Annotated in this window: 20 protein-coding genes; 9 read left to right on the forward strand and 11 right to left on the reverse strand. The window is 61.6% G+C overall.

The features are described from left to right. Nucleotide 1: 1 nt before the first annotated feature. Nucleotides 2–637 carry a Pr6Pr family membrane protein gene (locus tag ACF8MI_RS21930; RefSeq protein ID WP_200929134.1) on the reverse strand — a complete coding sequence of 212 codons (636 nt, stop codon included), beginning with the start codon at nt 635–637 and terminating at the stop codon, nt 2–4. 1 nt (nt 638) lies between these two features. Continuing rightward, entirely contained in the window at nt 639–860 is a 222-nt protein-coding gene (locus tag ACF8MI_RS21935) for a VF530 family DNA-binding protein (RefSeq protein WP_003252112.1), read from the reverse strand. A 164-nt stretch (nt 861–1,024) separates the two neighbouring features. On the opposite strand from ACF8MI_RS21935, the gene ACF8MI_RS21940 reads away from it, so the two are divergent. The 5 genes from ACF8MI_RS21940 (at nt 1,025) to ACF8MI_RS21960 (ending at nt 10,138) form a co-directional block, all read left to right on the forward strand. Continuing rightward, complete coding sequence (locus ACF8MI_RS21940) at nt 1,025–3,073, forward strand: TonB-dependent receptor (protein ID WP_060497911.1); 2,049 nt, start codon at nt 1,025–1,027, stop codon at nt 3,071–3,073. A 219-nt stretch (nt 3,074–3,292) separates the two neighbouring features. Continuing rightward, the gene (locus ACF8MI_RS21945) at nt 3,293–4,627 is read left to right on the forward strand and encodes a carbohydrate porin (RefSeq protein WP_060497912.1); all 1,335 of its coding nucleotides are present in this window, start codon (nt 3,293–3,295) and stop codon (nt 4,625–4,627) included. A 29-nt stretch (nt 4,628–4,656) separates the two neighbouring features. Then, complete coding sequence (locus tag ACF8MI_RS21950) at nt 4,657–7,068, forward strand: glucose/quinate/shikimate family membrane-bound PQQ-dependent dehydrogenase (RefSeq protein WP_060497913.1); 2,412 nt, start codon at nt 4,657–4,659, stop codon at nt 7,066–7,068. Between the two features lie 149 nt (nt 7,069–7,217). Continuing rightward, the gene (gene lon, locus ACF8MI_RS21955) at nt 7,218–9,638 is read left to right on the forward strand and encodes an endopeptidase La (protein ID WP_119368939.1); all 2,421 of its coding nucleotides are present in this window, start codon (nt 7,218–7,220) and stop codon (nt 9,636–9,638) included. 107 nt (nt 9,639–9,745) lie between these two features. Continuing rightward, nucleotides 9,746–10,138 carry a protease inhibitor I42 family protein gene (locus tag ACF8MI_RS21960; protein WP_104833335.1) on the forward strand — a complete coding sequence of 131 codons (393 nt, stop codon included), beginning with the start codon at nt 9,746–9,748 and terminating at the stop codon, nt 10,136–10,138. A 6-nt stretch (nt 10,139–10,144) separates the two neighbouring features. Here the strand turns inward: ACF8MI_RS21960 and ACF8MI_RS21965 are convergent, their stop codons facing one another. Continuing rightward, the gene (locus ACF8MI_RS21965) at nt 10,145–11,080 is read right to left on the reverse strand and encodes an alpha-xenorhabdolysin family binary toxin subunit B (RefSeq protein WP_200929133.1); all 936 of its coding nucleotides are present in this window, start codon (nt 11,078–11,080) and stop codon (nt 10,145–10,147) included. 1 nt (nt 11,081) lies between these two features. Continuing rightward, a complete protein-coding gene (locus tag ACF8MI_RS21970) occupies nt 11,082–12,272 on the reverse strand; it encodes an alpha-xenorhabdolysin family binary toxin subunit A (RefSeq protein ID WP_060497917.1) in 1,191 nt (396 codons plus the stop codon). Between the two features lie 210 nt (nt 12,273–12,482). On the opposite strand from ACF8MI_RS21970, the gene cmoA reads away from it, so the two are divergent. Both cmoA and cmoB read left to right on the forward strand, forming a co-directional pair. Next, on the forward strand, nt 12,483–13,226 hold the full coding sequence (gene cmoA, locus ACF8MI_RS21975) for a carboxy-S-adenosyl-L-methionine synthase CmoA (protein WP_016713706.1): 744 nt from the start codon (nt 12,483–12,485) through the stop codon (nt 13,224–13,226). Further along, nucleotides 13,223–14,179, forward strand: coding sequence for a tRNA 5-methoxyuridine(34)/uridine 5-oxyacetic acid(34) synthase CmoB (cmoB, locus tag ACF8MI_RS21980; RefSeq protein ID WP_060497918.1), 957 nt, complete (start codon nt 13,223–13,225; stop codon nt 14,177–14,179). Before cmoA ends, cmoB begins: the two co-directional genes overlap by 4 nt. Before the next feature lie 68 nt (nt 14,180–14,247). Here cmoB and ACF8MI_RS21985 read toward each other — a convergent pair whose 3' ends face one another. Continuing rightward, complete coding sequence (locus tag ACF8MI_RS21985; protein ID WP_009684756.1) at nt 14,248–14,451, reverse strand: hypothetical protein; 204 nt, start codon at nt 14,449–14,451, stop codon at nt 14,248–14,250. A 239-nt stretch (nt 14,452–14,690) separates the two neighbouring features. Between ACF8MI_RS21985 and ACF8MI_RS21990 the strand changes: the two genes are divergently transcribed. Both ACF8MI_RS21990 and ACF8MI_RS21995 read left to right on the forward strand, forming a co-directional pair. Then, nucleotides 14,691–15,365, forward strand: a complete 675-nt coding sequence (locus ACF8MI_RS21990) for a heavy metal response regulator transcription factor (RefSeq protein ID WP_003258489.1) — start codon at nt 14,691–14,693, stop codon at nt 15,363–15,365. After that, nucleotides 15,362–16,744: a heavy metal sensor histidine kinase gene (locus ACF8MI_RS21995; RefSeq protein WP_060497919.1), complete on the forward strand. Its 1,383-nt coding sequence runs from the start codon at nt 15,362–15,364 to the stop codon at nt 16,742–16,744. Before ACF8MI_RS21990 ends, ACF8MI_RS21995 begins: the two co-directional genes overlap by 4 nt. Nucleotides 16,745–16,870: 126 nt before the next feature. Here ACF8MI_RS21995 and pdxJ read toward each other — a convergent pair whose 3' ends face one another. From pdxJ to lepA, 6 genes are all read right to left on the reverse strand, one after another. Beyond that, nucleotides 16,871–17,593 carry a pyridoxine 5'-phosphate synthase gene (gene pdxJ, locus ACF8MI_RS22000; RefSeq protein ID WP_156867696.1) on the reverse strand — a complete coding sequence of 241 codons (723 nt, stop codon included), beginning with the start codon at nt 17,591–17,593 and terminating at the stop codon, nt 16,871–16,873. Nucleotides 17,594–17,654: 61 nt separating this feature from the next. Beyond that, entirely contained in the window at nt 17,655–18,338 is a 684-nt protein-coding gene (recO, locus tag ACF8MI_RS22005) for a DNA repair protein RecO (RefSeq protein ID WP_060497921.1), read from the reverse strand. A 72-nt stretch (nt 18,339–18,410) separates the two neighbouring features. Then, nucleotides 18,411–19,313 carry a GTPase Era gene (gene era / locus ACF8MI_RS22010; RefSeq protein WP_016498176.1) on the reverse strand — a complete coding sequence of 301 codons (903 nt, stop codon included), beginning with the start codon at nt 19,311–19,313 and terminating at the stop codon, nt 18,411–18,413. Beyond that, nucleotides 19,306–19,995, reverse strand: a complete 690-nt coding sequence (gene rnc / locus ACF8MI_RS22015; RefSeq protein ID WP_016713699.1) for a ribonuclease III — start codon at nt 19,993–19,995, stop codon at nt 19,306–19,308. Before rnc ends, era begins: the two co-directional genes overlap by 8 nt. A gap of 163 nt (nt 19,996–20,158) precedes the next feature. Then, entirely contained in the window at nt 20,159–21,013 is an 855-nt protein-coding gene (lepB, locus tag ACF8MI_RS22020; protein ID WP_060497922.1) for a signal peptidase I, read from the reverse strand. A gap of 5 nt (nt 21,014–21,018) precedes the next feature. Then, nucleotides 21,019–22,818 carry a translation elongation factor 4 gene (lepA, locus tag ACF8MI_RS22025; RefSeq protein WP_025754588.1) on the reverse strand — a complete coding sequence of 600 codons (1,800 nt, stop codon included), beginning with the start codon at nt 22,816–22,818 and terminating at the stop codon, nt 21,019–21,021. Nucleotides 22,819–22,937: the final 119 nt, after the last annotated feature.

Consider the following 22,937-nt stretch of genomic DNA (forward strand, 5'->3'; position numbering starts at 1 on the left):
GCTAAGCAAACTTGTACCTCCCACGCCACAGATCCAGCCCCAGCAAAACGAGACTAATCCCCCAGAACCCCGCCAACACGCCCAAGGCATTGAGCATCACCTGCCCATACCCCAGGCTCGCCACATCGATGAACGGATAGGCATACACGCCAATCTCGCTCCCCCGCCACAGCGCATAGGCAAAGTACACCGCCGGGTATATCGCCCAGACCGCCAGGTGCCATAGCCGCAACGTGCCCTTGCGCACCTCGCACCACCAATACAAGGCATACAGCACCGGCATCACGTCGTGCAGCAGTTCATCCGCCAGCCACTGCCAGCCTTGCGGCTGCCACAAATGGCGCAACAACAGGCTATAGGCCAACGCAACCAGCAGGATGCTGGCAGCAATGGCTGAACTCACCGAAGGAGACAGGAAAAAACGCTTGGCACGCCCTTCCCGCCCAAACGCTGCATAACTGAGCACCGTCGCCACCAAGGTATTGCTCAGCACGGTGAAGTACCCGAACACGTTGATCAGGCCGCCAATCAGGCTGGCCTGCTCCTGCCAGCGCGCCACCAGCACCAGGTACACCTGCACAGTCAGACCGAACCAGCCCAGTACAGCCATACCGCTCAGCCATGGACGCTGTGCCATGTCAGGCCTGGCGCTGCAGCTTCACATACAACTGCTCGACCTTTTCCCGCGCCCACGGTGTTTTGCGCAAGAAGGTCAGGCTCGACTTGATGGTCGGGTTGCTCTTGAAGCAGCGCACATCGATGCGTTCGGCCAGGCCCTGCCATTGGTAGTGCGCCACCAGCTCGGTAAGGATCTGCTCAAGGGTCTTGCCGTGTAGCGCGTTATGTTGGGCCGTGCTCATGCTGTGCTCCGTAGGAAAGATGCGCACCTTACACGAGTGTAGTGGTGGGTGGGATCAGTCGACTCGACAGAAAAACCGCTGGCCATGGGCAAAACCTCTGTGCTGAAATGCATATGTTATGTTGTAACATTACAGAAGCCTCTGCCAAGGAACGCCCCATCCCCATGCTGTACTCACCGCTTCGCCTCTCCCCACTTGCCGTCGCGCTCTGGCTGGCTGCATCGCCCAGCCAGGCCGTGGAACTCGAACCCCAGGTCATCACCGCCAACCCGCTGGGCAATCGCCAGCTGGCCGCTCCCAGCACCGTGCTTGAAGGCGACAACCTGTTGCAGCAACAGCACGGCAGCCTCGGTGAAACCCTGAACAAACAGCCCGGTGTCGCCTCCACCTGGTTCGGGCCGGGCGCCAGCCGCCCGGTGATTCGTGGCCTGGACGGCGACCGCATTCGTATCCTGCGCAATGGCGTCGGCGCGCTGGATGCCTCGTCGCTGTCCTACGACCATGCCGTGCCGCTGGACCCGGTCACCGTCGACCGTGTCGAGATCGTCCGTGGCCCTGCCGCCCTGCTGTACGGCGGTAACGCCATCGGCGGTGTGGTCAACACCTTCGACAACCGCATCCCGGATACGCCCATCGAGGGCATTCACGGTGCCGGTGAGCTGCGCTACGGCGGCGCCGACACCACCCGCAGCAGCGCTGGCAAGCTGGAGGCCGGCAACGGTGCCTTTGCCCTGCACCTGGATGCCAACAGTCGCCAGTTCAACGACCTGCGCATCCCCGGCTATGCCCGCAGTTCCAAGGTACGTGACGCTGACGAGCCCGGCAGCAAGCACCGCCTGGAAAACAGCGACGGTCGCCAGGATGGCGGTGCGGTCGGTGGCGCGTACCATTGGGATCACGGCTACGCTGGCCTGTCCTACAGCGGCTATGACAGCAACTACGGCTCGGTGGCCGAATCCGGCGTGCGCCTGGACATGAAGCAGGACCACTACGCCTTCGCCTCCGAACTGCGCGACCTCGACGGCCCGTTCAGCTCGGTCAAGGTCGATGCCGGCTACACCGACTACGAACACAGGGAGATTGAAGAAGGCGAGGTGCACACCACCTTCAAGAACAAAGGCTACGAAGCACGCATCGAAGCCCGCCACCAACCGCTCGGGCCGGTGGAAGGGGTGATTGGCGCCCAGGTCAGCCGCAACGCGTTCTCTGCCCTGGGCGAAGAAGCCTTTGTCCCGCACACCGATACCGACAGCCTGGCGCTGTTCATGCTAGAACAGTGGCAGGCCACAGAGCGCCTGAACCTGAGCCTGGGTGCACGCATGGAGCACACCCGGGTAGACCCAGACGCCAAAGGCAACGAAAACTTCGTCGATGCCGACAGCGCCAGCAGCTTCAACGCCTTCAGCCTGTCGTCAGGTGCGGTGTACCAGCTTGACCCGATCTGGTCGCTGGCCGCCAACCTCGGCTACACCGAACGCGCCCCGACCTTCTACGAGCTGTATGCCAATGGCGCACACGTGGCCACTGGCGCCTTTGAAGTTGGCGATGCCAGCCTGAACAAGGAAAAGGCCATTTCCACCGACCTGGCACTACGCTTCGATAATGGCACGCACAAAGGCAGTGTCGGGGTGTTCTACAGCCACTTCCGCAACTACATCGGATTGATCGGCACTGGCAACACCCGCGAAGGTGGGCATGACCACGACCATGGCGAGGATGACCATGACCACGATCATGACCACGACGGCTTCCCGGAGTACCAGTACCAGGGCGTGCGTGCGCGCTTCTATGGCATCGAAGCCCAGGACCGCTGGCAACTGGCCGAGAACCGTTACGGCAGCTTCGCGCTGGAACTCTCCGGCGACTACACCCGGGCCAAGAACCTCGACAGTGGCGAGCCGCTGCCACGCATCGCCCCGCTGCGCCTGAACAGCGGGCTGGTCTGGGAACTGGACCGCTGGCAGGCACGGGTCGATGTGCACCATGCGGCATCGCAACACCGCAAGCCGGCCAACGAAACCAGCACCGATGGCTACACCACACTGGGGGCGAGCGTTGGCTACCGCTTCGAGGTTGGCCAGAGCCAGTGGCTGGCGTTTGTGCGCGGTGAAAACCTGACCGACCAGACCGTGCGTTATGCCAGCTCTATTCTGCGCGACATTGCCCCGGCGCCAGGACGCAGTGTGGAAGTCGGCCTGCGTACTACCTTCTGAAATCGCGGGGGCGCTTTGCGCCCCCTACAGATCATTGTTACCAGAAAAACAATAATGCCCTGCGACATTTTGTCTTTTTTTCTTACAACTTCCCCTATATCCTCCTCGCCGCAAGCTGAAACGCTTCATCGCAACCCTCTTGTCGCCATATCCATTGAAGGCCCCGCCCTTCGATGCGCTTGCCGTTTTTTTTCAATAATCAAAAGATAGCGCTATCTCATGTTTCAACTGCCCAAACCCTGTTACATCGGCCTTGCCCTCAGTGCCTTGGCGACACCCGCCAGTGCCAGCGAAATGTTCGCCAACGACTCCCCCTGGATGCTCGGCGACTGGGGCGGCAAACGCAGCGAATTGCTGGAAAAAGGCTACGACTTCACCCTCGGCTACACCGGCGAGATGGGCAGCAACCTGCACGGGGGCTACGACCACGACCGCACGGCGCGCTACAGCGACCAGTTCACCTTTGGCAGCCACCTCGACCTGGAAAAGATCCTGGGCTGGCATGACACCGAGTTCCAGCTGACCATCACCGAACGCCACGGCGACAACATCAGCAACGACCGCATCAACGACCCTCGCGTCGGCGGCTTCACCTCGGCCCAGGAAGTCTGGGGCCGTGGCGAAACCTGGCGGCTGACGCAGATGTGGATCAAGCAGAAGTACTTCGACGGCGCACTGGATGTGAAATTCGGCCGCTTCGGCGAAGGCGAGGACTTCAACAGCTTCCCCTGCGACTTCCAGAACCTGGCCTTCTGCGGCTCGCAGGTGGGCAACTGGGTGGGCGGTATCTGGTACAACTGGCCGGTCAGCCAGTGGGCCCTGCGCGTGCGCTACAACCTGAACCCGGAGCTGTACGCGCAGGTCGGCGTGTTCGAGCAGAACCCTTCCAACCTCGAATCCGGCAACGGCTTCAAGCTCAGCGGCAGCGGCACCCAGGGCGCGGTAATGCCAGTCGAACTGGTATGGACCCCACGTATCCAAGGCCTGAAAGGGGAATATCGCGCCGGCTACTACTACAGTAATGCCAAGGCACAGGATGTTCTGAAGGACAGTAACGGCCAGCCGGCAGCCCTGAGCGGCGCCGCCTACCGCAGCAGTTCCAGCAAACACGGCATGTGGCTCGGCGCCCAGCAGCAGGTGACTTCGCTGGCCTCCGACCAGTCGCGTGGCCTGAGCCTGTTCGCCAACGCCACGGTGCATGACAAGAAGACCAATGCCATCGACAACTATGTGCAGGCAGGACTGGTATACAAAGGGCCTTTCGACGCCCGCGCCAAGGACGACATCGGCTTCGCCCTGGCCCGCGTGCACGTCAACCCTGCCTACCGCAAGAACGCCCGCCTGGCCAACCAGGCCGCCGGCCTCGATGACTACGACAACCCCGGTTTCCTGCCCGTGCAGGACACCGAATACAGCGCCGAGCTGTACTACGGCATTCATTTGGCCGACTGGCTCACGGTTCGCCCCAACCTGCAGTACATCCGCCACCCGGGCGGGGTGTCGCAGGTCGATGGCGCCCTGGTCGGCGGCCTGAAGATCCAGAGCAGTTTCTAACCCCTTTTTGACCTGACGGAGAACCTACGATGAGCACTGAAAGTGCCAACAATGGAAGCCGCTGGCTACCGCGCCTGATGGGCGCGCTGCTGTTGCTGATGGGCCTGGCCCTGCTGGCCGGCGGCATCAAGCTGAGCCAGCTGGGTGGATCGCTGTACTACCTGATCGCCGGTATCGGCTTTGCCCTGTCGGGCATCCTGCTGCTGGCTCAGCGCCGTATCGCCCTGGGCCTGTATGGCGTGGTGCTGCTGGCCAGCACCGTCTGGGCCCTGCTCGAAGTGGGCCTGGACTGGTGGCAACTGGTGCCACGCCTGGCCATCTGGTTCGCCATCGGCGTGGTGCTGCTGCTGCCATGGGCACGTCGCCCGCTGATCGGCCCGGCCAGCAAAGCCAACACTGCGCTGCTGAGCGTTGCCGTGGTCGCATCCGGCGCTTGCGCGATCGCCAGCCAGTTCACCCACCCCGGTGAAGTGTTCGGCGAACTGGGCCGCGAAAGCAGCGAAATGGCCAGTGCCGCCCCGGCCATGCCCGACGGCGAATGGCAGGCCTACGGCCGTACCGAACATGGCGACCGCTACTCGCCACTGCGCCAGATCACCCCGCAGAACGCCTACCGCCTGGAAGAAGCCTGGCGTATTCGTACCGGTGACCTGCCGACCGAGAACGACCCGGTGGAGTTGACCAACCAGAACACCCCGCTGAAGGTCAACGGCATGCTCTATGCCTGCACCGCGCACAGCCGCCTGCTGGCCCTGGACCCGGACACCGGCGCCGAAATCTGGCGCTACGACCCTCAGGTCAAAAGCCCGGTCGGCACCTTCAAGGGCTTTGCCCACATGACCTGCCGTGGCGTTTCGTACTATGACGAAAACCGCTACGTCAGCCGCGACGGCAGCCCGGCACCGAAAATCACCGATGCAGGCCAGGCCGTGGCCCAGGCCTGCCCGCGCCGCCTCTACCTGCCTACCGCGGATGCCCGCCTGATCGCCATCAACGCCGACAACGGCAAGGTGTGCGAAGGCTTCGCCAACCAGGGCGTGATCGACCTCACCACCGGCATCGGCCCGTTCACCGCCGGCGGCTACTACTCCACCTCGCCTGCTGCAGTCACCCGTGACCTGGTGATCATCGGCGGCCACGTGACCGACAACGAGTCGACCAACGAGCCGTCCGGCGTGATCCGCGCCTACGACGTGCACGACGGCCACCTGGTATGGAACTGGGACAGCAACAACCCGGACGACACCAAGCCATTGGCCCCCGGCAAGCAGTACAGCCGCAACTCGGCCAACATGTGGTCGATCGCCAGCGTCGATGAAGACCTTGGCATGATCTACCTGCCGCTGGGCAACCAGACCCCGGACCAGTGGGGTGCCGACCGCACACCGGGCGCCGAGAAGTACAGCGCCGGCGTGGTCGCGCTTGACCTGGCCACCGGCAAAGCCCGCTGGAACTACCAGTTCACCCACCACGACCTGTGGGACATGGACGTTGGCAGCCAGCCGACCCTGGTGCACCTGAAGACCGACGATGGGGTGAAACCGGCAATCATCGTACCGACCAAGCAAGGCAGCCTGTATGTGCTCGACCGCCGAGACGGCACGCCGATCGTACCGATTCGCGAAATCCCTACCCCGCAAGGCGCGGTGAAGGGCGACCACACCTCGCCGACCCAGGCGCGCTCCGACCTCAACCTGCTTGGCCCTGAGCTGACCGAACAGGCCATGTGGGGCGCCACGCCGTTCGACCAGATGCTGTGCCGCATCCAGTTCCGCGAGCTGCGCTACGAAGGCCAGTACACCCCGCCGTCCGAGCAGGGCTCGCTGATCTACCCAGGCAACGTCGGCGTGTTCAACTGGGGCAGCGTGTCGGTTGACCCAGTGCGCCAGCTGCTGTTCACCTCGCCCAACTACATGGCCTTCGTGTCGAAGATGGTCCCGCGTGAGCAAGTTGCCGAAGGCAGCAAACGCGAAAGCGAGACCAGCGGTGTGCAGCCGAACACCGGCGCACCGTACGCCGTGACCATGCACCCGTTCATGTCGCCACTGGGCGTACCGTGCCAGGCCCCGGCCTGGGGCTACGTTGCCGCTATCGACCTGTTCACCAACAAGGTGGTGTGGAAGCACAAAAACGGTACCACCCGCGACAGCACCCCGGTCCCGATCGGCCTGCCGGTTGGCGTGCCGAGCATGGGCGGCTCGATCGTGACCGCGGGTGGCGTCGGCTTCCTCAGCGGCACCCTCGACCAGTACCTGCGCGCCTATGACGTGAACAACGGCAAGGAACTGTGGAGCGCGCGCCTGCCAGCAGGTGGCCAGGCCACGCCGATGACCTACACCGGCAAGGATGGCAAGCAGTACGTGCTGGTGACTGCCGGCGGCCATGGTTCGCTGGGCACCAAAATGGGCGATTACATCATCGCTTACAAATTGGCTGAATAAGCTGCAAGTCATAAGCTTCAAGCTGCAAGAAAAAAGCGGGGCCAATGCGGTCCCGCTTTTTTCTTGCAGCTTGAAGCTTGAAACTTGAAGCTTGAAACCCATCCCCCTCTGCCCCATCTAAGCACCATAGTCATTCACGCAGGTGCCCCATGAGCGACCAGCAGGATTTCCCGGAACACCCCGACGAACACAGCGAAGTCGAACACACCACCACGCAGGCCGAAACTGGCCATGCCCTCGCCCTGCCCGGCCAGCAGCTGCCGGACAAGGTCTATGTGATCCCGATCCACAACCGCCCGTTCTTCCCGGCCCAGGTACTGCCGGTCATCGTCAACGAAGAACCTTGGGCCGAAACCCTCGACCTGGTGGCCAAGTCGCCCGACCACTGCCTGGCACTGTTCTTCATGGACACCCCGCCAGAAGACCACCGCCACTTCGACACCGCCGCGCTGCCGCAGTACGGCACGCTGGTCAAGGTGCACCATGCCAGCCGTGAGAACGGCAAGCTGCAGTTCGTTGCCCAGGGCCTGACCCGGGTACGCATCCGCACCTGGCTCAAGCACCACCGCCCGCCCTACCTGGTTGAAGTCGAATACCCGCGCCAGCCCGCCGAGCCCACCGACGAGGTCAAGGCCTACGGCATGGCGTTGATCAACGCGATCAAAGAGCTGCTGCCGCTCAACCCGCTGTACAGCGAAGAGCTGAAGAACTACCTCAATCGCTTCAGCCCCAACGACCCGTCGCCGCTCACCGATTTCGCCGCCGCGCTCACCTCGGCTACCGGCAACCAGTTGCAGGAAGTGCTCGACTGCGTACCCATGCTCAAACGCATGGAAAAGGTGCTGCCGATGCTGCGCAAAGAGGTGGAAGTCGCGCGCCTACAGAACGAGATCTCGGCCGAGGTCAACCGGCAGATCGGCGAACACCAGCGCGAGTTCTTCCTCAAGGAACAGCTCAAGGTCATCCAGCAAGAGCTGGGTTTGACGAAGGACGACCGCAGTGCCGACCTCGAACAGTTCGAGCAGCGCCTGGAAGGCAAGACCTTGCCACCCCAGGCACGCAAGCGCATCGACGAAGAGATGGGCAAGCTGGCCATTCTTGAAACCGGCTCGCCCGAGTACGCTGTTACACGCAACTACCTCGAATGGGCCACCGCCCTGCCGTGGGGTGTTTACGGCAAGGACAAGCTCGACCTCAAGCATGCGCGCAAGGTCCTCGACCAGTACCATGCCGGCCTCGACGACATCAAGGAACGCATCCTCGAGTTCCTCGCCGTGGGGGCCTGGAAAGGCGAGATCAGCGGCTCGATCGTGCTGCTGGTCGGCCCGCCCGGGGTGGGCAAGACCAGCATCGGCAAGTCCATCGCCGAGTCGCTTGGCCGGCCGTTCTACCGTTTCAGCGTTGGCGGCATGCGTGACGAGGCCGAGATCAAGGGCCATCGCCGCACCTACATCGGCGCCCAGCCCGGCAAGCTGGTGCAAGCCCTGAAAGACGTCGAAGTGATGAACCCGGTGATCATGCTCGACGAAATCGACAAGATGGGCCAGAGCTACCAGGGCGACCCGGCTTCAGCGCTGCTGGAAACCCTCGACCCGGAGCAGAACGTCGATTTCCTCGACCACTACCTCGACCTGCGCCTGGACCTGTCCAAGGTGCTGTTCGTGTGCACTGCCAACACCCTCGACTCGATCCCCGGCCCACTGCTCGACCGCATGGAAGTGATCCGCCTGTCCGGCTATATCACCGAGGAAAAACTGGCCATTGCCAAACGCCACCTGTGGCCCAAGCAGCTGGAAAAGGCCGGCGTGGCCAAGACCAGCCTCAGCATCAGCGACAGCGCCCTGCGTATGGTGATCGAAGGCTACGCCCGCGAAGCCGGCGTGCGCCAGCTGGAGAAGCAACTGGGCAAGCTGGTGCGCAAGGCCGTGGTCAAATTGCTGGAAGACCCTGAAGCCAAACTGAAGATCGGCACCAAGGACCTGGAGGCCGCGCTCGGCACGCCGGTGTTCCGTAGCGAGCAGGTACTGGCTGGCAAAGGCGTGATCACGGGCCTGGCCTGGACCAGCATGGGCGGCGCCACGCTGCCAATCGAGGCGACCCGCATTCACACCCTCAACCGTGGCTTCAAGCTGACGGGCAAGCTGGGTGACGTGATGAAGGAGTCGGCCGAAATTGCCTACAGCTATGTCAGCTCCAACCTCAAGCAATTTGGCGGTGACCCAGGCTTCTTCAACGAAGCGTTCATCCACCTGCATGTACCTGAAGGGGCTACGCCCAAAGATGGCCCGAGCGCTGGCATCACCATGGCAAGTGCCCTGCTGTCGCTGGCCCGCGACCAGGCGCCGAAAAAAGGCGTGGCCATGACCGGCGAGCTGACCCTCACCGGCCAGGTGCTACCGATTGGTGGTGTGCGCGAGAAGGTGATTGCGGCGCGGCGGCAGAAAATCTTCGAGCTGATCTTGCCAGAGCCTAACCGAGGGGACTTCGAAGAACTGCCGGACTATTTGCGCGAAGGCCTGACGGTTCACTTCGCCAAGCGCTTTGCCGATGTGGCCAAGGTCCTGTTCTAACCTGCACTGGCCTCTTCGCGGCTTCAGCCGCGAAGAGGCCGGCACTGACAACACAAAACCCAGCAGCATCGGTTATCCTCGGGCCATCGCCAGCCCCCGGAGCCAACATGACCGCCCCTCGTCTGCTCGTTCCCCTGAGCTTCGCCCTGCTTTGTGCCTGCGCCCAGCACCCCGCACAGCCCGTCGAACTGGATGCCGAGAGTGAATGCCCAACCCGGCTGCGGGTAGGCCAGGCACTCACCCTGAGCTTACCCAGCAACCCGTCCACCGGCTATCGCTGGCGTGTCGAAAACCCAGCCTCAAGCATCCTGCGCAGCCTCGGCCCGGAGGTGTACAGCGCCCCCGAAGAAGAAGACGTGGTCGGCAGCGCCGGTGTTTCCACCTGGCGCTTCCAGGCCAGCAACACCGGAGACGCCCAACTGGTGCTGGTCTACCAGCAGCCGTGGGCCACAGACGTCGCCCCGGTGCAAACCTTCGACTGCAAGATTATCGTCCGCTGAGCACGATCAGCTGCGGTCATACGCCATCTGCACGACCTTCAGGTAGTCACAGAGGTCTTTCAGCGCGACCGTGGCAGCATCCAGCCCCATCGTCGCGCTGAGCTTCGCAGCCTGCGCCTGCCACTCCAGTTCGACCTTGCGCAGTTCGTGCAACCACTCGTTCTTGAGCGGCTCAAGGCCGGACAAGGCCTTGAGTGCCTCCTGCTCATCCTGAGCAGTTTGCAGCGCTCGCTGTAGGTGCCGCTGGTCGCCCAGCGCTTCCTCTATTTTTGCATCAAGCCGGGTGCGAACCTTGCTCAAGTCACTGAACGTCTTGGCCCCCTCCAGTGCATCAGCATGCTTGGCTAACTTGCCAGTCACAGCCTTCAACAGGCTGGCATCGACCTTCGGGTCCGCGATCAACCCGATGAGCTGGTCAATTTCATCATCGCTCGGGATCAAGCCCTCCAGTGCGCTGGCAACGGACGGTCTTTCGAACAATTCGATAGCCTGGCCAATATCTGCCCGCTGCTGGCGCAACTGGGCCAATCGTTGATCGAAGGCTGACGCCTGGCTCTGGAGGCTGACGATTCGTTTGTCCAGTTCCGATAACGGCTCTACCAAAGCAGACAGGGTGAAAAGTTCCAACCGCAGATTCTGCCTGGATAACAGTGAATGAAGCTGGCTCAAACGGCTTAGCACACTGGCAAGCCGGTAATGGGTATCGGCCCCCAGTTTGCTCGGGATGAAATCGCGGTCTTCCAGTAAAACGATAGCGCCTATCAGGCTCTCCTTGAAGGCGCGTTCGACACCCAGCAACAATGTACGCAGCTCACCCAGTTGCTCACGCGCCCCGGGTAACACGTTCATGTCCCAGCTTTGTATCAGGTGGAATACCTGATCTTGCACGGTTTGCATTTGCACGAAATCCGGCAGGGCCGCATTAACGTTGGTCACGTCCATGTCAAACGTCCTCATATTCTTCAATCAATTCATTAAATAACTCAGACAATGTGTGGCAAATATTGCCTATCTTTCTCCACGGCTTGATAACCTCAGAGAAATCGTGCACAAACGATTCAAGTTGAGTGAGGGTGCTCAACTCTTTGGCTTCGTTCACGGAGTTATTGGCGTACGAGGCCAGAAACAGCCATACATCTGCCAGGCGCCGGGTCGCTGCCGACAGGTCCTTGCACCTGAACTGCAGGTCCCTGACCAATGTCGAGATACGCTCGAAGTCGTTCAGCGCGGGGGCCATCCTGCCCAGTGCATCCGCCAATTCTTCGCGCTTTTGGATCAACACGTTTTTTCTGGCCCGGATTTTTTCTGCCTTGTCACCGAATACACCGCCGGTGATGATCAGGCCAATCGGCCCCAGTAAGATGCCTGTGAACGCGTAGCCCACGTTGGCATCGTACTCGGACTTCAACTGGTCAATCTGTTCGTCCCATTGATCCAGCTGCCGCCGTTTCATCAGGATGTCTTCATGGGAAACCTTCTCGTCGAAGTGTTTCAACAACCGTACCATTCGCGGCTTCAGCTCGCGTTTGATCTCACTGTTGAACCAATTGGCACGTGCGTCGACATCATCAATTCGCCGGCGAGTGCCTTCAATTTCCTTGACCAGTTCGTTGATGCCAAGTGTCAGCACACTGGCGATCTGCGCTTGATCTTCTTCACTCAGTTCCGACGTATAAACATCATCGCCCTGCTCGGCCTGTCGCTGCTTGATTGCCACAAAGACATCACTGTTCTCAAGATGCGCAAGCAGGCTGCCGCCACGCTGTACCAGGCTTTCAGCGAACAGTTCAATTTCAGGGCCCAGTTGCTTGATGCTACGCTCCAGTATGTCCCATTCGTACACATGCCTATGCAGTGCCTTATACAGGTCATGAACCATCGAGGCGTCAAGGCCGAGTGCCGCATAATCGACTTCGCGTTCGATTTCAGCTCGCGTGCGTGGCAACTGGTTTACAGTATTGGCGTATCGTTTGATGACCTTCAGATTATCAGCCGTCAATAAGCTGCCAACATGCTGGCCACCCTCAAGCCGGTTCTCGATGAACGTAAAATAACGTTCCGGCAACATCTTGACCTTGGACACCGGGTCCAGTTCATCTACGGTAACTTCTTCCCGCCGAGCATTGGCATTCATCACTTAACCCAATATCCTTTTTCAAATCCAGTAATCCTGCACTCGAAGTGTCCTTCTTCAACCGGCTTAATTCATTCATCTTGATAACTTAACGCTGTGGGAAAGTTCACTGCTCCCGGTCTGAACGCTCCGACCCTGAAGCATTGCCATGGCAAGATGCGCGGCCATTGGATAAAATGCGCCCCCGTTTCACCCTGTATCGAGCCTGCCGTGAGCAAACAACCCGACCGCCTCTTCTCCCAGCCCCTGGAGCAGGTGCCTGATTTCGTCTTCAACGAGGACGTGGTGCGTGTGTTCCCGGACATGATCAAGCGCTCGGTGCCCGGGTACCCGACCATCGTCGAGAACCTCGGCGTACTGGCCGCGCGCTTCGCCCAGCCAAATACCGCGCTGTACGACCTGGGCGCATCGCTGGGGGCAGTCACCCAGTCGCTGCGCCGCCATGTGCGCAGCGACGGCTGCCGGGTGATCGCAGTGGACAATTCCGCCGCCATGGTCGAGCGTTGCCGCCAGTACCTCACCGCCCAGGACTCGATGTTCCAAGAGCTGCTGCCGGTGCACGTGCTGGAGGCCGATATCCTTACCCTGCCTTTCGAGCCTGCCTCGGTAGTGGCGATGAACTTCACCCTGCAGTTCATCGCCCCCGACCAGCGTCTGGAACTGCTCGGCCGCATCCGCCAGGCACTGCTGCCCGGTGGCGCGCTGATCCTCTCGGAAAAGCTGCGGTTCGCCGATGAGCAAGAGCAGGACCTGCTCAATGAACTGCACCTGGACTTCAAGCGGGCCAATGGCTACAGCGAACTGGAAATCGCCCAGAAGCGCAGCGCCATTGAAAACGTGATGCGCCCCGATACCCTCGAAGCTCACCAGCAGCGCCTGCGCGCCGCCGGTTTCTCGAAAGTGGTGCCCTGGTTCCAATGCCTTAACTTCGCCTCGTTGATAGCCCTGCCATGATCGATCTGTCCCCCCTCGTCCGCCGCCTGGCGGGCACGCCCCTGGCTTCCTGGTCGCAAGGCCTGCAAGCGCAACTGGAAGCCAAGCTGGAGAAAGGCCACGGTGACCTCGATCGCTGGCGTGGTGCGCTCGATGCCCTGCCCGCCCTGCAACCCAGCGATATCGACCTGGTCAACGGGCTGCGTCTGGACTGCGACTGCGACGACGCCACCCGTGCGCAAATGCGCCAGGCACTGATGGGCCTGTCGCCTTGGCGCAAAGGTCCGTTCGACCTGTTTGGCGTGCATGTGGACACCGAGTGGCATTCGGACTGGAAATGGTCACGCGTTGCGCCGCACCTGGACCTCAAAGGCAAGCGCGTGCTCGACGTGGGCTGCGGCAACGGCTACTACCAGTGGCGCATGCTCGGTGCCGGGGCCGACATGGTGATTGGCGTCGACCCCAACTGGCTGTTCTTCTGCCAGTTCCAGGCCGTGCAGCAATACCTGCCGGAGCTGCCGGCGTGGCATTTGCCGTTCGCCCTGGAGGACCTTCCCGCTAACCTGGAAGGTTTCGACACGGTGTTTTCCATGGGCGTGTTCTACCACCGCCGCTCCCCCATCGAACACTTGCTGGCGCTGAAAGACTGCCTGGTCAAAGGTGGCGAGCTAGTGCTGGAAACCCTGGTGATCGAAGGCGACGAAAACCAGGTACTGGTACCTGAAGACCGTTACGCGCAGATGCGCAACGTCTGGTACTTGCCATCGGTTCCGGCCCTGGAGCGCTGGTTGCGCCGTGCCGGTTTCAGCGATGTGCGTTGCGTCGATGTAAGCGTGACCAGCGTCGAGGAACAGCGCAGTACCGAGTGGATGCGCTACCAGTCGCTGGGTGACTTCCTCGACCCGAACGACCACAGCAAGACCATCGAAGGGCTGCCGGCCCCACGCCGCGCCACCCTGCTGGCGCGCAAATAAAAAAGGCGCCCGGTTGGGCGCCTGAATACACCTGCGCCGAGGAGCTGTCGCGCGCAGGTGCTGTTACCTCAGTCCTTGGCCACCTCACGGGCCTTCTCTTGTGCCTTGCGCTCGCGTTCGGCAACGGCTTGTTGCTTGTCGCCGTGCAGGCGCTGCTGGTCTTCGCGGAACGCTTGCCAGAATTGCCTGGAACGCTCCGCACCGCCCTCGGCGTAAACACTGGCGCTGCCCAGGGCAAGGGTGGCCAACAGCAGGTATTTGGTCAGGTTCATCGTGGTTGCCTCGTGATAACCGATCAGACACGGCCATCCTAGTGAGAGGTAGCTAACAGCAAGGTGAGGCGGGGATTACAGTCCTGCAATCTGCGCAGAACAGACAGCCAGATAACCGCAGCATTACAAATCCGTTATCTGCGCCGCGATTGCTTTCTCATGTCGTAACATCCCGCCACTTGACCCTGATGCCACTACAGGGTCGAGAATCGCCCCCTTTCATCACACCGAGCCCCTTCATGCGCCTACTGATCATCGAGGACGAACTGCGTACCGCCGACTACCTGCAACAGGGCCTGCGCGAAAACGGCTATGTGGTCGACTGCGCCCACACGGGCACCGACGGCCTGCACCTGGCCCGCCAGCAGCCGTACGACCTGGTCATCCTCGACGTCAACCTGCCAGAACTCGATGGCTGGACCGTGCTGCAGCGGCTGCGTGCCGAGTCGGCCACGCGCATCATGATGCTCACCGCTCACGGCCGCCTCGCCGACCGGGTCAAAGGCCTGGACCTGGGCGCCGATGACTACCTGCTCAAGCCCTTCGAGTTCCCCGAGTTGCTGGCCCGCATCCGCAGCCTGCTGCGGCGCAACGACCAGCAACTGCAGCCCAGCACCCTGCGCGTCGCCGACCTGGAGCTGGACCCTGGCCGCCACCGCGCCTACCGCGCCGGGCAACGCATCGACCTGACCGCCAAGGAGTTCGCGCTGCTCCACCTGCTGATGCGTCAGACCGGCGAAGTGTTGTCGCGCACACAGATCATCTCATTGGTCTGGGACATGAATTTCGACTGCGACACCAACGTGGTCGAGGTCTCGATCCGGCGCCTGCGGGCGAAGATAGACGACCCGTTCGACAACAAGCTCATCCACACCCTACGTGGCGTAGGCTATGTACTTGAGGCGCGCTTTTGAAAAACCCCAGCCTGTCGATGCGCCTGGGCCTGGGCGTCACACTGATGGGCGCCGCACTCGTGCTGCTGCTTGCCTGCCTGGCGGTGTTCGCGCTGGATCACGAACTGGACAACCGCGCACGCAAAGACCTGGCGCGCAAGATGCTGCAGGTCGAGCACAACCTGCGCGTTGACCTGCGCAGCGAGGACCTGGGCAGCCGCGCCCACCCCCTGCTCGACCTGGTAATGGGGCATGACAACCTCAGCCTCAGCGTAATGGCCCTAGAGGGCCGCCACCCGCACCTGCTCAGCCTCGGCCCGGCTTTGGAGTCGCAGGTGGGCGAATTGCACACCGATGCCCGTCTGAGCTTTCACGCCTGGCGCGACAGCAGCGGCAATCAGATCCTCACCGTGACCCGGCTGATGCGCCTGCGCGACAACACGCCGGTGAAGGTGATGATGTCGCTCAACCGCGCCGACGACAACGCCCTGCTGCAGGCTTACCTGCATTCCACTTTGCTCGCTCTGCCACTGCTGCTGGTCTTGATTGGTGCGGGCGCCTGGTGGCTGATGCAGCGCGGCCTGAAACCCCTGCGGCACTTCCGGCGCATTGCCGGGCAGGTATCGGCCCAGGACCTGCAGCATCGTTTGCCCGCCACTGGGTTGCCACAGGAGCTGGCAGAACTGGCCAGCAGTATCAACGTCATGCTCGATCGCCTCGATCAGGGCGTGAGCCAGTTGTCGCAGTTCTCCGACGATCTGGCCCATGAACTGCGCACCCCATTGAGCAACCTGATGGGCAAGGCGCAGGTGACCCTGGCCCGTGAGCGGGACAACGCCAACTACCGGGAAGTGCTGGAAGACAGCATCGAGGAACTGACGCGGCTCAACCGCATCATCAACGACATGCTGTTTCTCGCCCAGGTCAGCCAGCCTCAAGTGCAGATCACGCTCAAGCCGATGGCAATGGCCGACGAGGCTGCAAGGGTGGTCGAGCTGTTTGCCTTCAGCGCCGAAGTGAAAGCCGTTGAGTTGCGGGTTCAGGGCTGGGGCACAGCGCTGGGTGACCGGTTGATGTTGCAGCGGGCGTTGTCGAACCTGCTGAGCAATGCGATACGGCATGGCCCTGAGGGTGAGCCCATCGAACTGCGTATCGAACGCTCTGGCAGCGAAGTACGGCTATCTGTGGAGAACCAGGGGCCTGGCATTGCTGCCGAGCACCACGCGCGGTTGTTCGAGCGGTTTTACCGGGTAGGATCGGGGCGCTCGCGGCTGGAGGGCGGGACCGGGTTGGGGTTGGCGATCGTAAAGTCGATCATGCAATTACATGGTGGGCGTGTTGAATTGATTAGCAGCCCCCCAGGGCCTACCCGCTTTACCCTGGTGTTTCCTGCCGAGTAATCAGCTGTCTGTACTGGCCTCTTCGCGGGCAAGCCCGCCCACAGGGACTCCACAGGCCTTGAGATTTGTGCAATACCTGTGGGAGCGGGCGTGCCCGCGAAGAGGCCGGTACAGGCGATCATCAAATCAGCGCGAAGCCGCCACGATCAGCGCCTTCATCTCGGCCACTGCGGCCTTGAAACCAACGAACAAGGCGTGCGCCACCAGCGCATGGCCAATGTTCAGCTCATTGATACCCTTGATCGCCGCCACCGCCTCAACGTTGTGGTAATGCAGCCCGTGACCGGCATTGACGATCAGTCCCTGCCCCACGCCAAAGGCCACGCCATCGACGATACGCTTGAGTTCCTCAGCCACTTCAGTCGGGGTTTCGGCATCGGCATAACGCCCGGTGTGCAGTTCGATGGCCGGTGCCCCCACGCGGCGTGAAGCCTCGATCTGCCGCTCGTCGGCATCGATGAACAGCGACACTTCGGCACCGGCGCGCGACAGGCGCTCCACGGCGGCCTTGATCCGCGCCTCTTGCCCGGCAACGTCCAGGCCCCCTTCGGTGGTCAGCTCCTGACGGGTTTCGGGGACCAGGCAAATGTGCGCCGGGCGGATCTTCTCGGCAAAGGCCATCATCTCTTCGGTGACGCCCATCTCGAAGTTCATGCGCGTCTGCAGCACATCCTTGAGCAGCACCACGTCACGCTCCTGGATGTGCCGGCGGTCTTCGCGCAGGTGCACGGTGATGCCATCGGCGCCCGCCTCTTCGGCGTCCAGGGCAGCCTTGACCGGATCAGGGTAACGCGTGCCCCGGGCCTGGCGCAGGGTCGCCACGTGGTCGATGTTTACGCCAAGAAGCATGCGGTTGCTGTGAGTCACGAAAGGCTCTCCTGAAAATTGAGCCCCACAGCATACGTCGTGATCAGCGCTTGCGAAACAGTTCCCGGCTGACCAGCGGTTTTGCGCCCAGGTGAACGGCCAATGCCTGGCGCATCAGGCGTTTGGCGGCGAGCAAGGCGCCTGGGGCGTTCCAGTCAGCTTCTGCCAGGGCCATGAGCTCGGTGCCGCGAAACAGGCCGGGTTGCACCAGCTCGACCCGCTCCAGACCGGCATCCACGCGCAAGCGGTAAAGGCCGTCAGCCACGATGGGGTGGTCGTTGACGTCATGGTTCAAGGAAAACGCATAACCAAGCTCGTCCAGCAGCCGCCATTCGAACGAACGCAGCAGCGGCTCCAGCGGGCGCCCGGCGGCCAAGGCTTGCAGGGTCAATGTGTAATGCTCGAACAGGGCCGGGAACGGCGCTTCAGCCGGCAGCAGGCGCATGAGCAGCTCGTTGAGGTACAAGCCGCTGAACAGGGCATCACCGTGTAGCCAGGCCGCAATCCCGGCGCTGTCCATGCGACCGACATTCTTCAGCTCGCCACGCCCGCGCAGCTCCACCTCAAGCGGCACGAACGGCCGCACCAGGCTGCCGCCCTTGCCGCGCGCACGGCGCAGTACAGCGCGCATGCGGCCCTGCGGGGTGAAGAAGTCTACCAGCGCGCTGGTTTCCTTGTAGGCACGGCTGTGCAGCACATAGGCTGGCTGGCCGACAGGTTGTTCCATGGGAGATCACTCGTTCCCTGTAGCCAGGAATAACCGCATAGTGGGGCTGCTGTGCAGCCCCAACAATATTGCTTACAGGTCGCCGTAACCCAGCGAACGCAGGGCGCGCTCGTCGTCGGACCAGCCGCCTTTCACCTTGACCCACAGGTTGAGCATGACCTTGGAGTCGAACAGCACTTCCATGTCCTTGCGCGCCTCAGAGCCGATGCGCTTGATGCGCTCGCCCTTGTCGCCAATGATGATCTTCTTCTGGCCATCACGTTCAACCAGGATCAGCGCGTGAATGTGCAGCACATGGCCCTGCTGCTTGAATTCTTCAATTTCCACGGTGATCTGGTACGGCAGCTCCGCACCCAGCTGGCGCATGATCTTCTCGCGCACCAGCTCGGCGGCCAGGAAACGGCTGCTGCGGTCAGTGATCTGGTCTTCCGGGAAGAAGTGATCGTTTTCAGGCAAGTGCTTGGCGATCTGTGCTTCCAGCGCCTCGAGGTTGTGCCCCTGCTGCGCAGAGATCGGCATCACCTCGGCGTTCGGCAGTTGCTCCTGCAGCCACTGCAGGTGCGGAATCAACTCGGCTTTCTCTTCCATGCGGTCGGTCTTGTTGACCGCGATGATCAGCGGGCCAGTCACGTACTGCACACGCTCCAGCACCAGTTGGTCCTCGTCGGTCCACTTGGTGCGGTCAACTACGAAAATCACCACGTCGACGTCCTTCAGGGCCGCCGAGGCGTTACGGTTCATGTAGCGGTTCAGGGCCTTGTCGTTGGCCTTGTGCATACCCGGGGTATCGACGTAGATCGCCTGCACGTCACCCTCGGTCTTGATGCCAAGCATGTTGTGGCGGGTGGTCTGCGGCTTGCGCGAGGTAATCGCCAGCTTCTGGCCGAGGATGTGGTTAAGCAGGGTCGACTTGCCGACGTTGGGGCGGCCGACAATGGCGACGTAGCCGCAGCGAGTCGGGTTGTTATCAGTCATTGCCATTCTCCACGCCCAGGGCGATCAGTGCAGACGCGGCAGCTACTTGCTCGGCAATACGCCGGCTAACGCCCTGACCACGGCTTTTGTTGTTCAGCAGCACCACTTCGCATTCGACGAAGAACGTGCGGCAGTGCGGTTCACCCTGGATATCCACCACTTCGTAGCGCGGCAGCTCACAGCTGCGCGATTGCAGAAACTCTTGCAGGCGGGTTTTCGGGTCCTTGTTGGTATCGACCAGGGTCAAGCCTTCGAACTCATCGGCAAGCCAGGCCAGGACGCGCTCCCGTGCGGTTTCCATATCGGCGTCCAGGTAGATGGCACCGATCAGTGCCTCCAGGGCGTCGGCCAGGATCGACTCGCGGCGAAAACCGCCGCTCTTGAGCTCACCCGAACCCAGGCGCAAGTATTCGCCCAGGTCGAAGCCACGGGCCAGCCGGGCCAGGGTTTCGCCCTTGACCAGCCGCGCACGCAGGCGCGACAGCTGGCCTTCACGGGCCTGCGGAAAACGCTCGAAAAGCGCTTCGCCGGCGACGAAGTTGAGAATGGCGTCACCGAGAAACTCCAGGCGCTCGTTGTTGCGCCCGGCATAGCTGCGATGGGTCAGCGCCAGGAGCATCTGGTCCTGGTTCTTGAAGGTATAACCGAGCTTTCGCTCCAGACGGGCAAGGGAAGCACTCATGCGGCCACCCGTTCGTTGTTCAACGCGTTGTTCAAATCAACATCCTGAAAGACTGTTTGGCTGTGGTTCGCCACGCGATGTGCGGCGAATCTCCCGATCCCTGAGAACACAGCCTATGTCAGAAATGCATTCGGCGCTGTCTGCTGGACAGCGCCGATGGGTATCAATGGATCAGGCCAACCCGCGACAGGTTGGGCAGGTGGCTGAGCTTGGGTTCTGGCCAGCTCATCCACACTGCAAAGGCCTTGCCGACGATGTTCTGGTCCGGAACCATGCCGTGCAGCTCCTTGGGAATGTTCGGGTCATCCCAGAAACGGCTGTCGTTGGAATTGTCGCGGTTGTCGCCCATCATGAAGTAATGGCCTGCCGGCACGGTCCATTGCTGATCCGGCGGCATGCGATAACGGCTCATTTCCTTGCGGATCAGGTGTTCGGCCTCACCGAGTTTTTCCTTGTACAGCTCGGCGCTGCCCAAGGTACCCGGCTCGGTGCCCACCAGTTGTTCGGCAATCGGCTGGCCGTTGACGAACAGCCGCTTGTCGTTGGTGTAGCGAACCACATCACCCGGCAAGCCAACCACACGCTTGATGTAGTTGACGTTCGGGTCGCTCGGGTAGCGGAACACCATTACATCACCGCGTTGCGGGTCACCGACCTCGATGACCTTCTTGTCGATCACCGGCAAACGAATGCCGTACGAGAACTTGTTCACCAGGATGAAATCGCCCACTTCCAGGGTCGGTTTCATCGACCCCGAAGGGATCTGGAACGGCTCGACCAGGAACGAGCGCAGCACCAGCACGATGAACAGCACCGGAAAGAACGACTTGCCGTACTCGACCAGCAGCGGTTCCTTGTTCAGGCGCTCGACCACCGCCATCTCGGGCTGGCTGACGCTGCCCTGGTAGTTGGCGATTGCTGCGCGCCGGCGCGGGGCCAGGAACAGCAGGTCGATCAAGCCCAGCAGACCGCAGACGAAGACGGCGATGACTAGCAACAGCGGGAAATTTAGCGACATAGGACCTAGCTATCCAACCTGAGCACGGCGAGGAAGGCTTCTTGTGGAATCTCCACGTTGCCCACCTGTTTCATGCGTTTCTTACCGGCCTTCTGCTTTTCCAGCAGTTTCTTCTTACGGCTGACGTCACCGCCATAGCACTTGGCCAGTACGTTCTTTCTGAGCGCCTTGACGGTTGTCCGCGCGATGATCTGGCCGCCGATAGCTGCCTGGATCGCCACGTCGAACATCTGCCGAGGGATCAGTTCCTTCATCTTTTCGGTCAACGCACGGCCTTTGTAGGCCGCGTTGTCGCGGTGCACGATCAATGCCAAAGCATCGACCTTGTCGCCGTTGATCAGTACATCCAGCTTGACCAGGTTGGCCGACTGGTAGCGGTCGAAATGATAGTCCAGCGAAGCATAGCCGCGGCTGGTGGACTTGAGACGGTCGAAGAAGTCCAGTACCACTTCGTTCATCGGCATGTCGTAACGCACCTGAACCTGGCTGCCGAGGAACTGCATGTCGCGCTGCACACCACGCTTCTCGATGCACAGGGTGATGACATTACCGAGGTGCTCTTGCGGGACCAGAATGGTCGCGGTGACGATCGGCTCACGGAAGTCGGCCACAGCCGATACGTCTGGCAGCTTCGACGGGTTGTCGACAACGATGGTTTCGCCGGTTTTCAGTTCCAGCTCGTAGATCACGCTAGGTGCTGTGGTGATCAGGTCCAGGTCGTATTCGCGCTCCAGGCGCTCCTGGATGATCTCCATGTGCAGCATGCCAAGGAAGCCGCAACGGAAGCCGAAGCCCAAAGCGTCAGAGCTTTCCGGCATGTACTGCAGCGACGAGTCGTTCAGGGTCAGCTTCTGCAGGGCATCGCGGAAGTCTTCGAAGTCGTCGGAACTGACCGGGAACAGGCCGGCGTATACCTGCGGCTGGATCTTCTTGAAGCCTGGCAGCACTTCGACCTCAGGGGTCGAGGACAGGGTCAGGGTGTCACCCACAGGGGCACCGTGAATGTCCTTGATGCTGGCGATGATGAAGCCTACTTCGCCAGCTTTCAGGTCTGCGGTCTGGGTGTGTTTCGGCGTGAATACACCGACGCTGTCGACCAGGTGCACCTTGCCGGTGGACTTGACCAGGATCTTGTCACCCTTCTTGACGCGGCCCTGGCGCACGCGCACCAGCGAGACCACGCCCAGGTAGTTGTCGAACCAGGAATCGATGATCAGCGCTTGCAGCGGCGCATCGATCTCGCCCTCGGGTGCAGGAATGGAGTGCACCAGGCGCTCGAGCACCTCGTCCACGCCCATGCCGCTTTTGGCACTGCAGGCCACAGCGTCGGTAGCGTCGATGCCGATGATCTTCTCGATCTCGTCCTTGACGCGGTCCGGGTCGGCCTGGGGCAAGTCCATCTTGTTCAGCACCGGCATGACCTCCAGGCCCTGCTCGATGGCGGTGTAGCAGTTGGCCACGGACTGGGCCTCTACGCCCTGGCCGGCGTCGACGACCAGCAGCGCACCTTCACAGGCCGCCAGCGAGCGCGAGACTTCATAGGTGAAGTCAACGTGGCCGGGGGTGTCGATGAAGTTCAGCTGATAGGTCTTGCCGTCCTGCGCCTTGTAGTGAAGCGTGACGCTGTGGGCCTTGATGGTAATACCGCGTTCACGCTCCAGGTCCATGGAATCAAGCACCTGGGCTTCCATTTCGCGTGCCGACAGGCCACCGCACATCTGGATGAAACGGTCGGCCAGCGTCGACTTGCCATGGTCGATGTGGGCGATGATGGAGAAATTGCGGATATGACTCAAATCACTCACGGGTCAACACTCGAAAAGGCTGCGAGCCGGACGCCCGCCGAAAAATAGCCGGGAATTGTACCTCAAGCTGCCGGGATATGGGAGATTCCTCTGTCCGACTGTACACAGCAATCCACCGT

It is taken from the genome of Pseudomonas sp. yb_9 (genome assembly GCF_043103635.1).
GTDB lineage: Bacteria > Pseudomonadota > Gammaproteobacteria > Pseudomonadales > Pseudomonadaceae > Aquipseudomonas > Aquipseudomonas monteilii.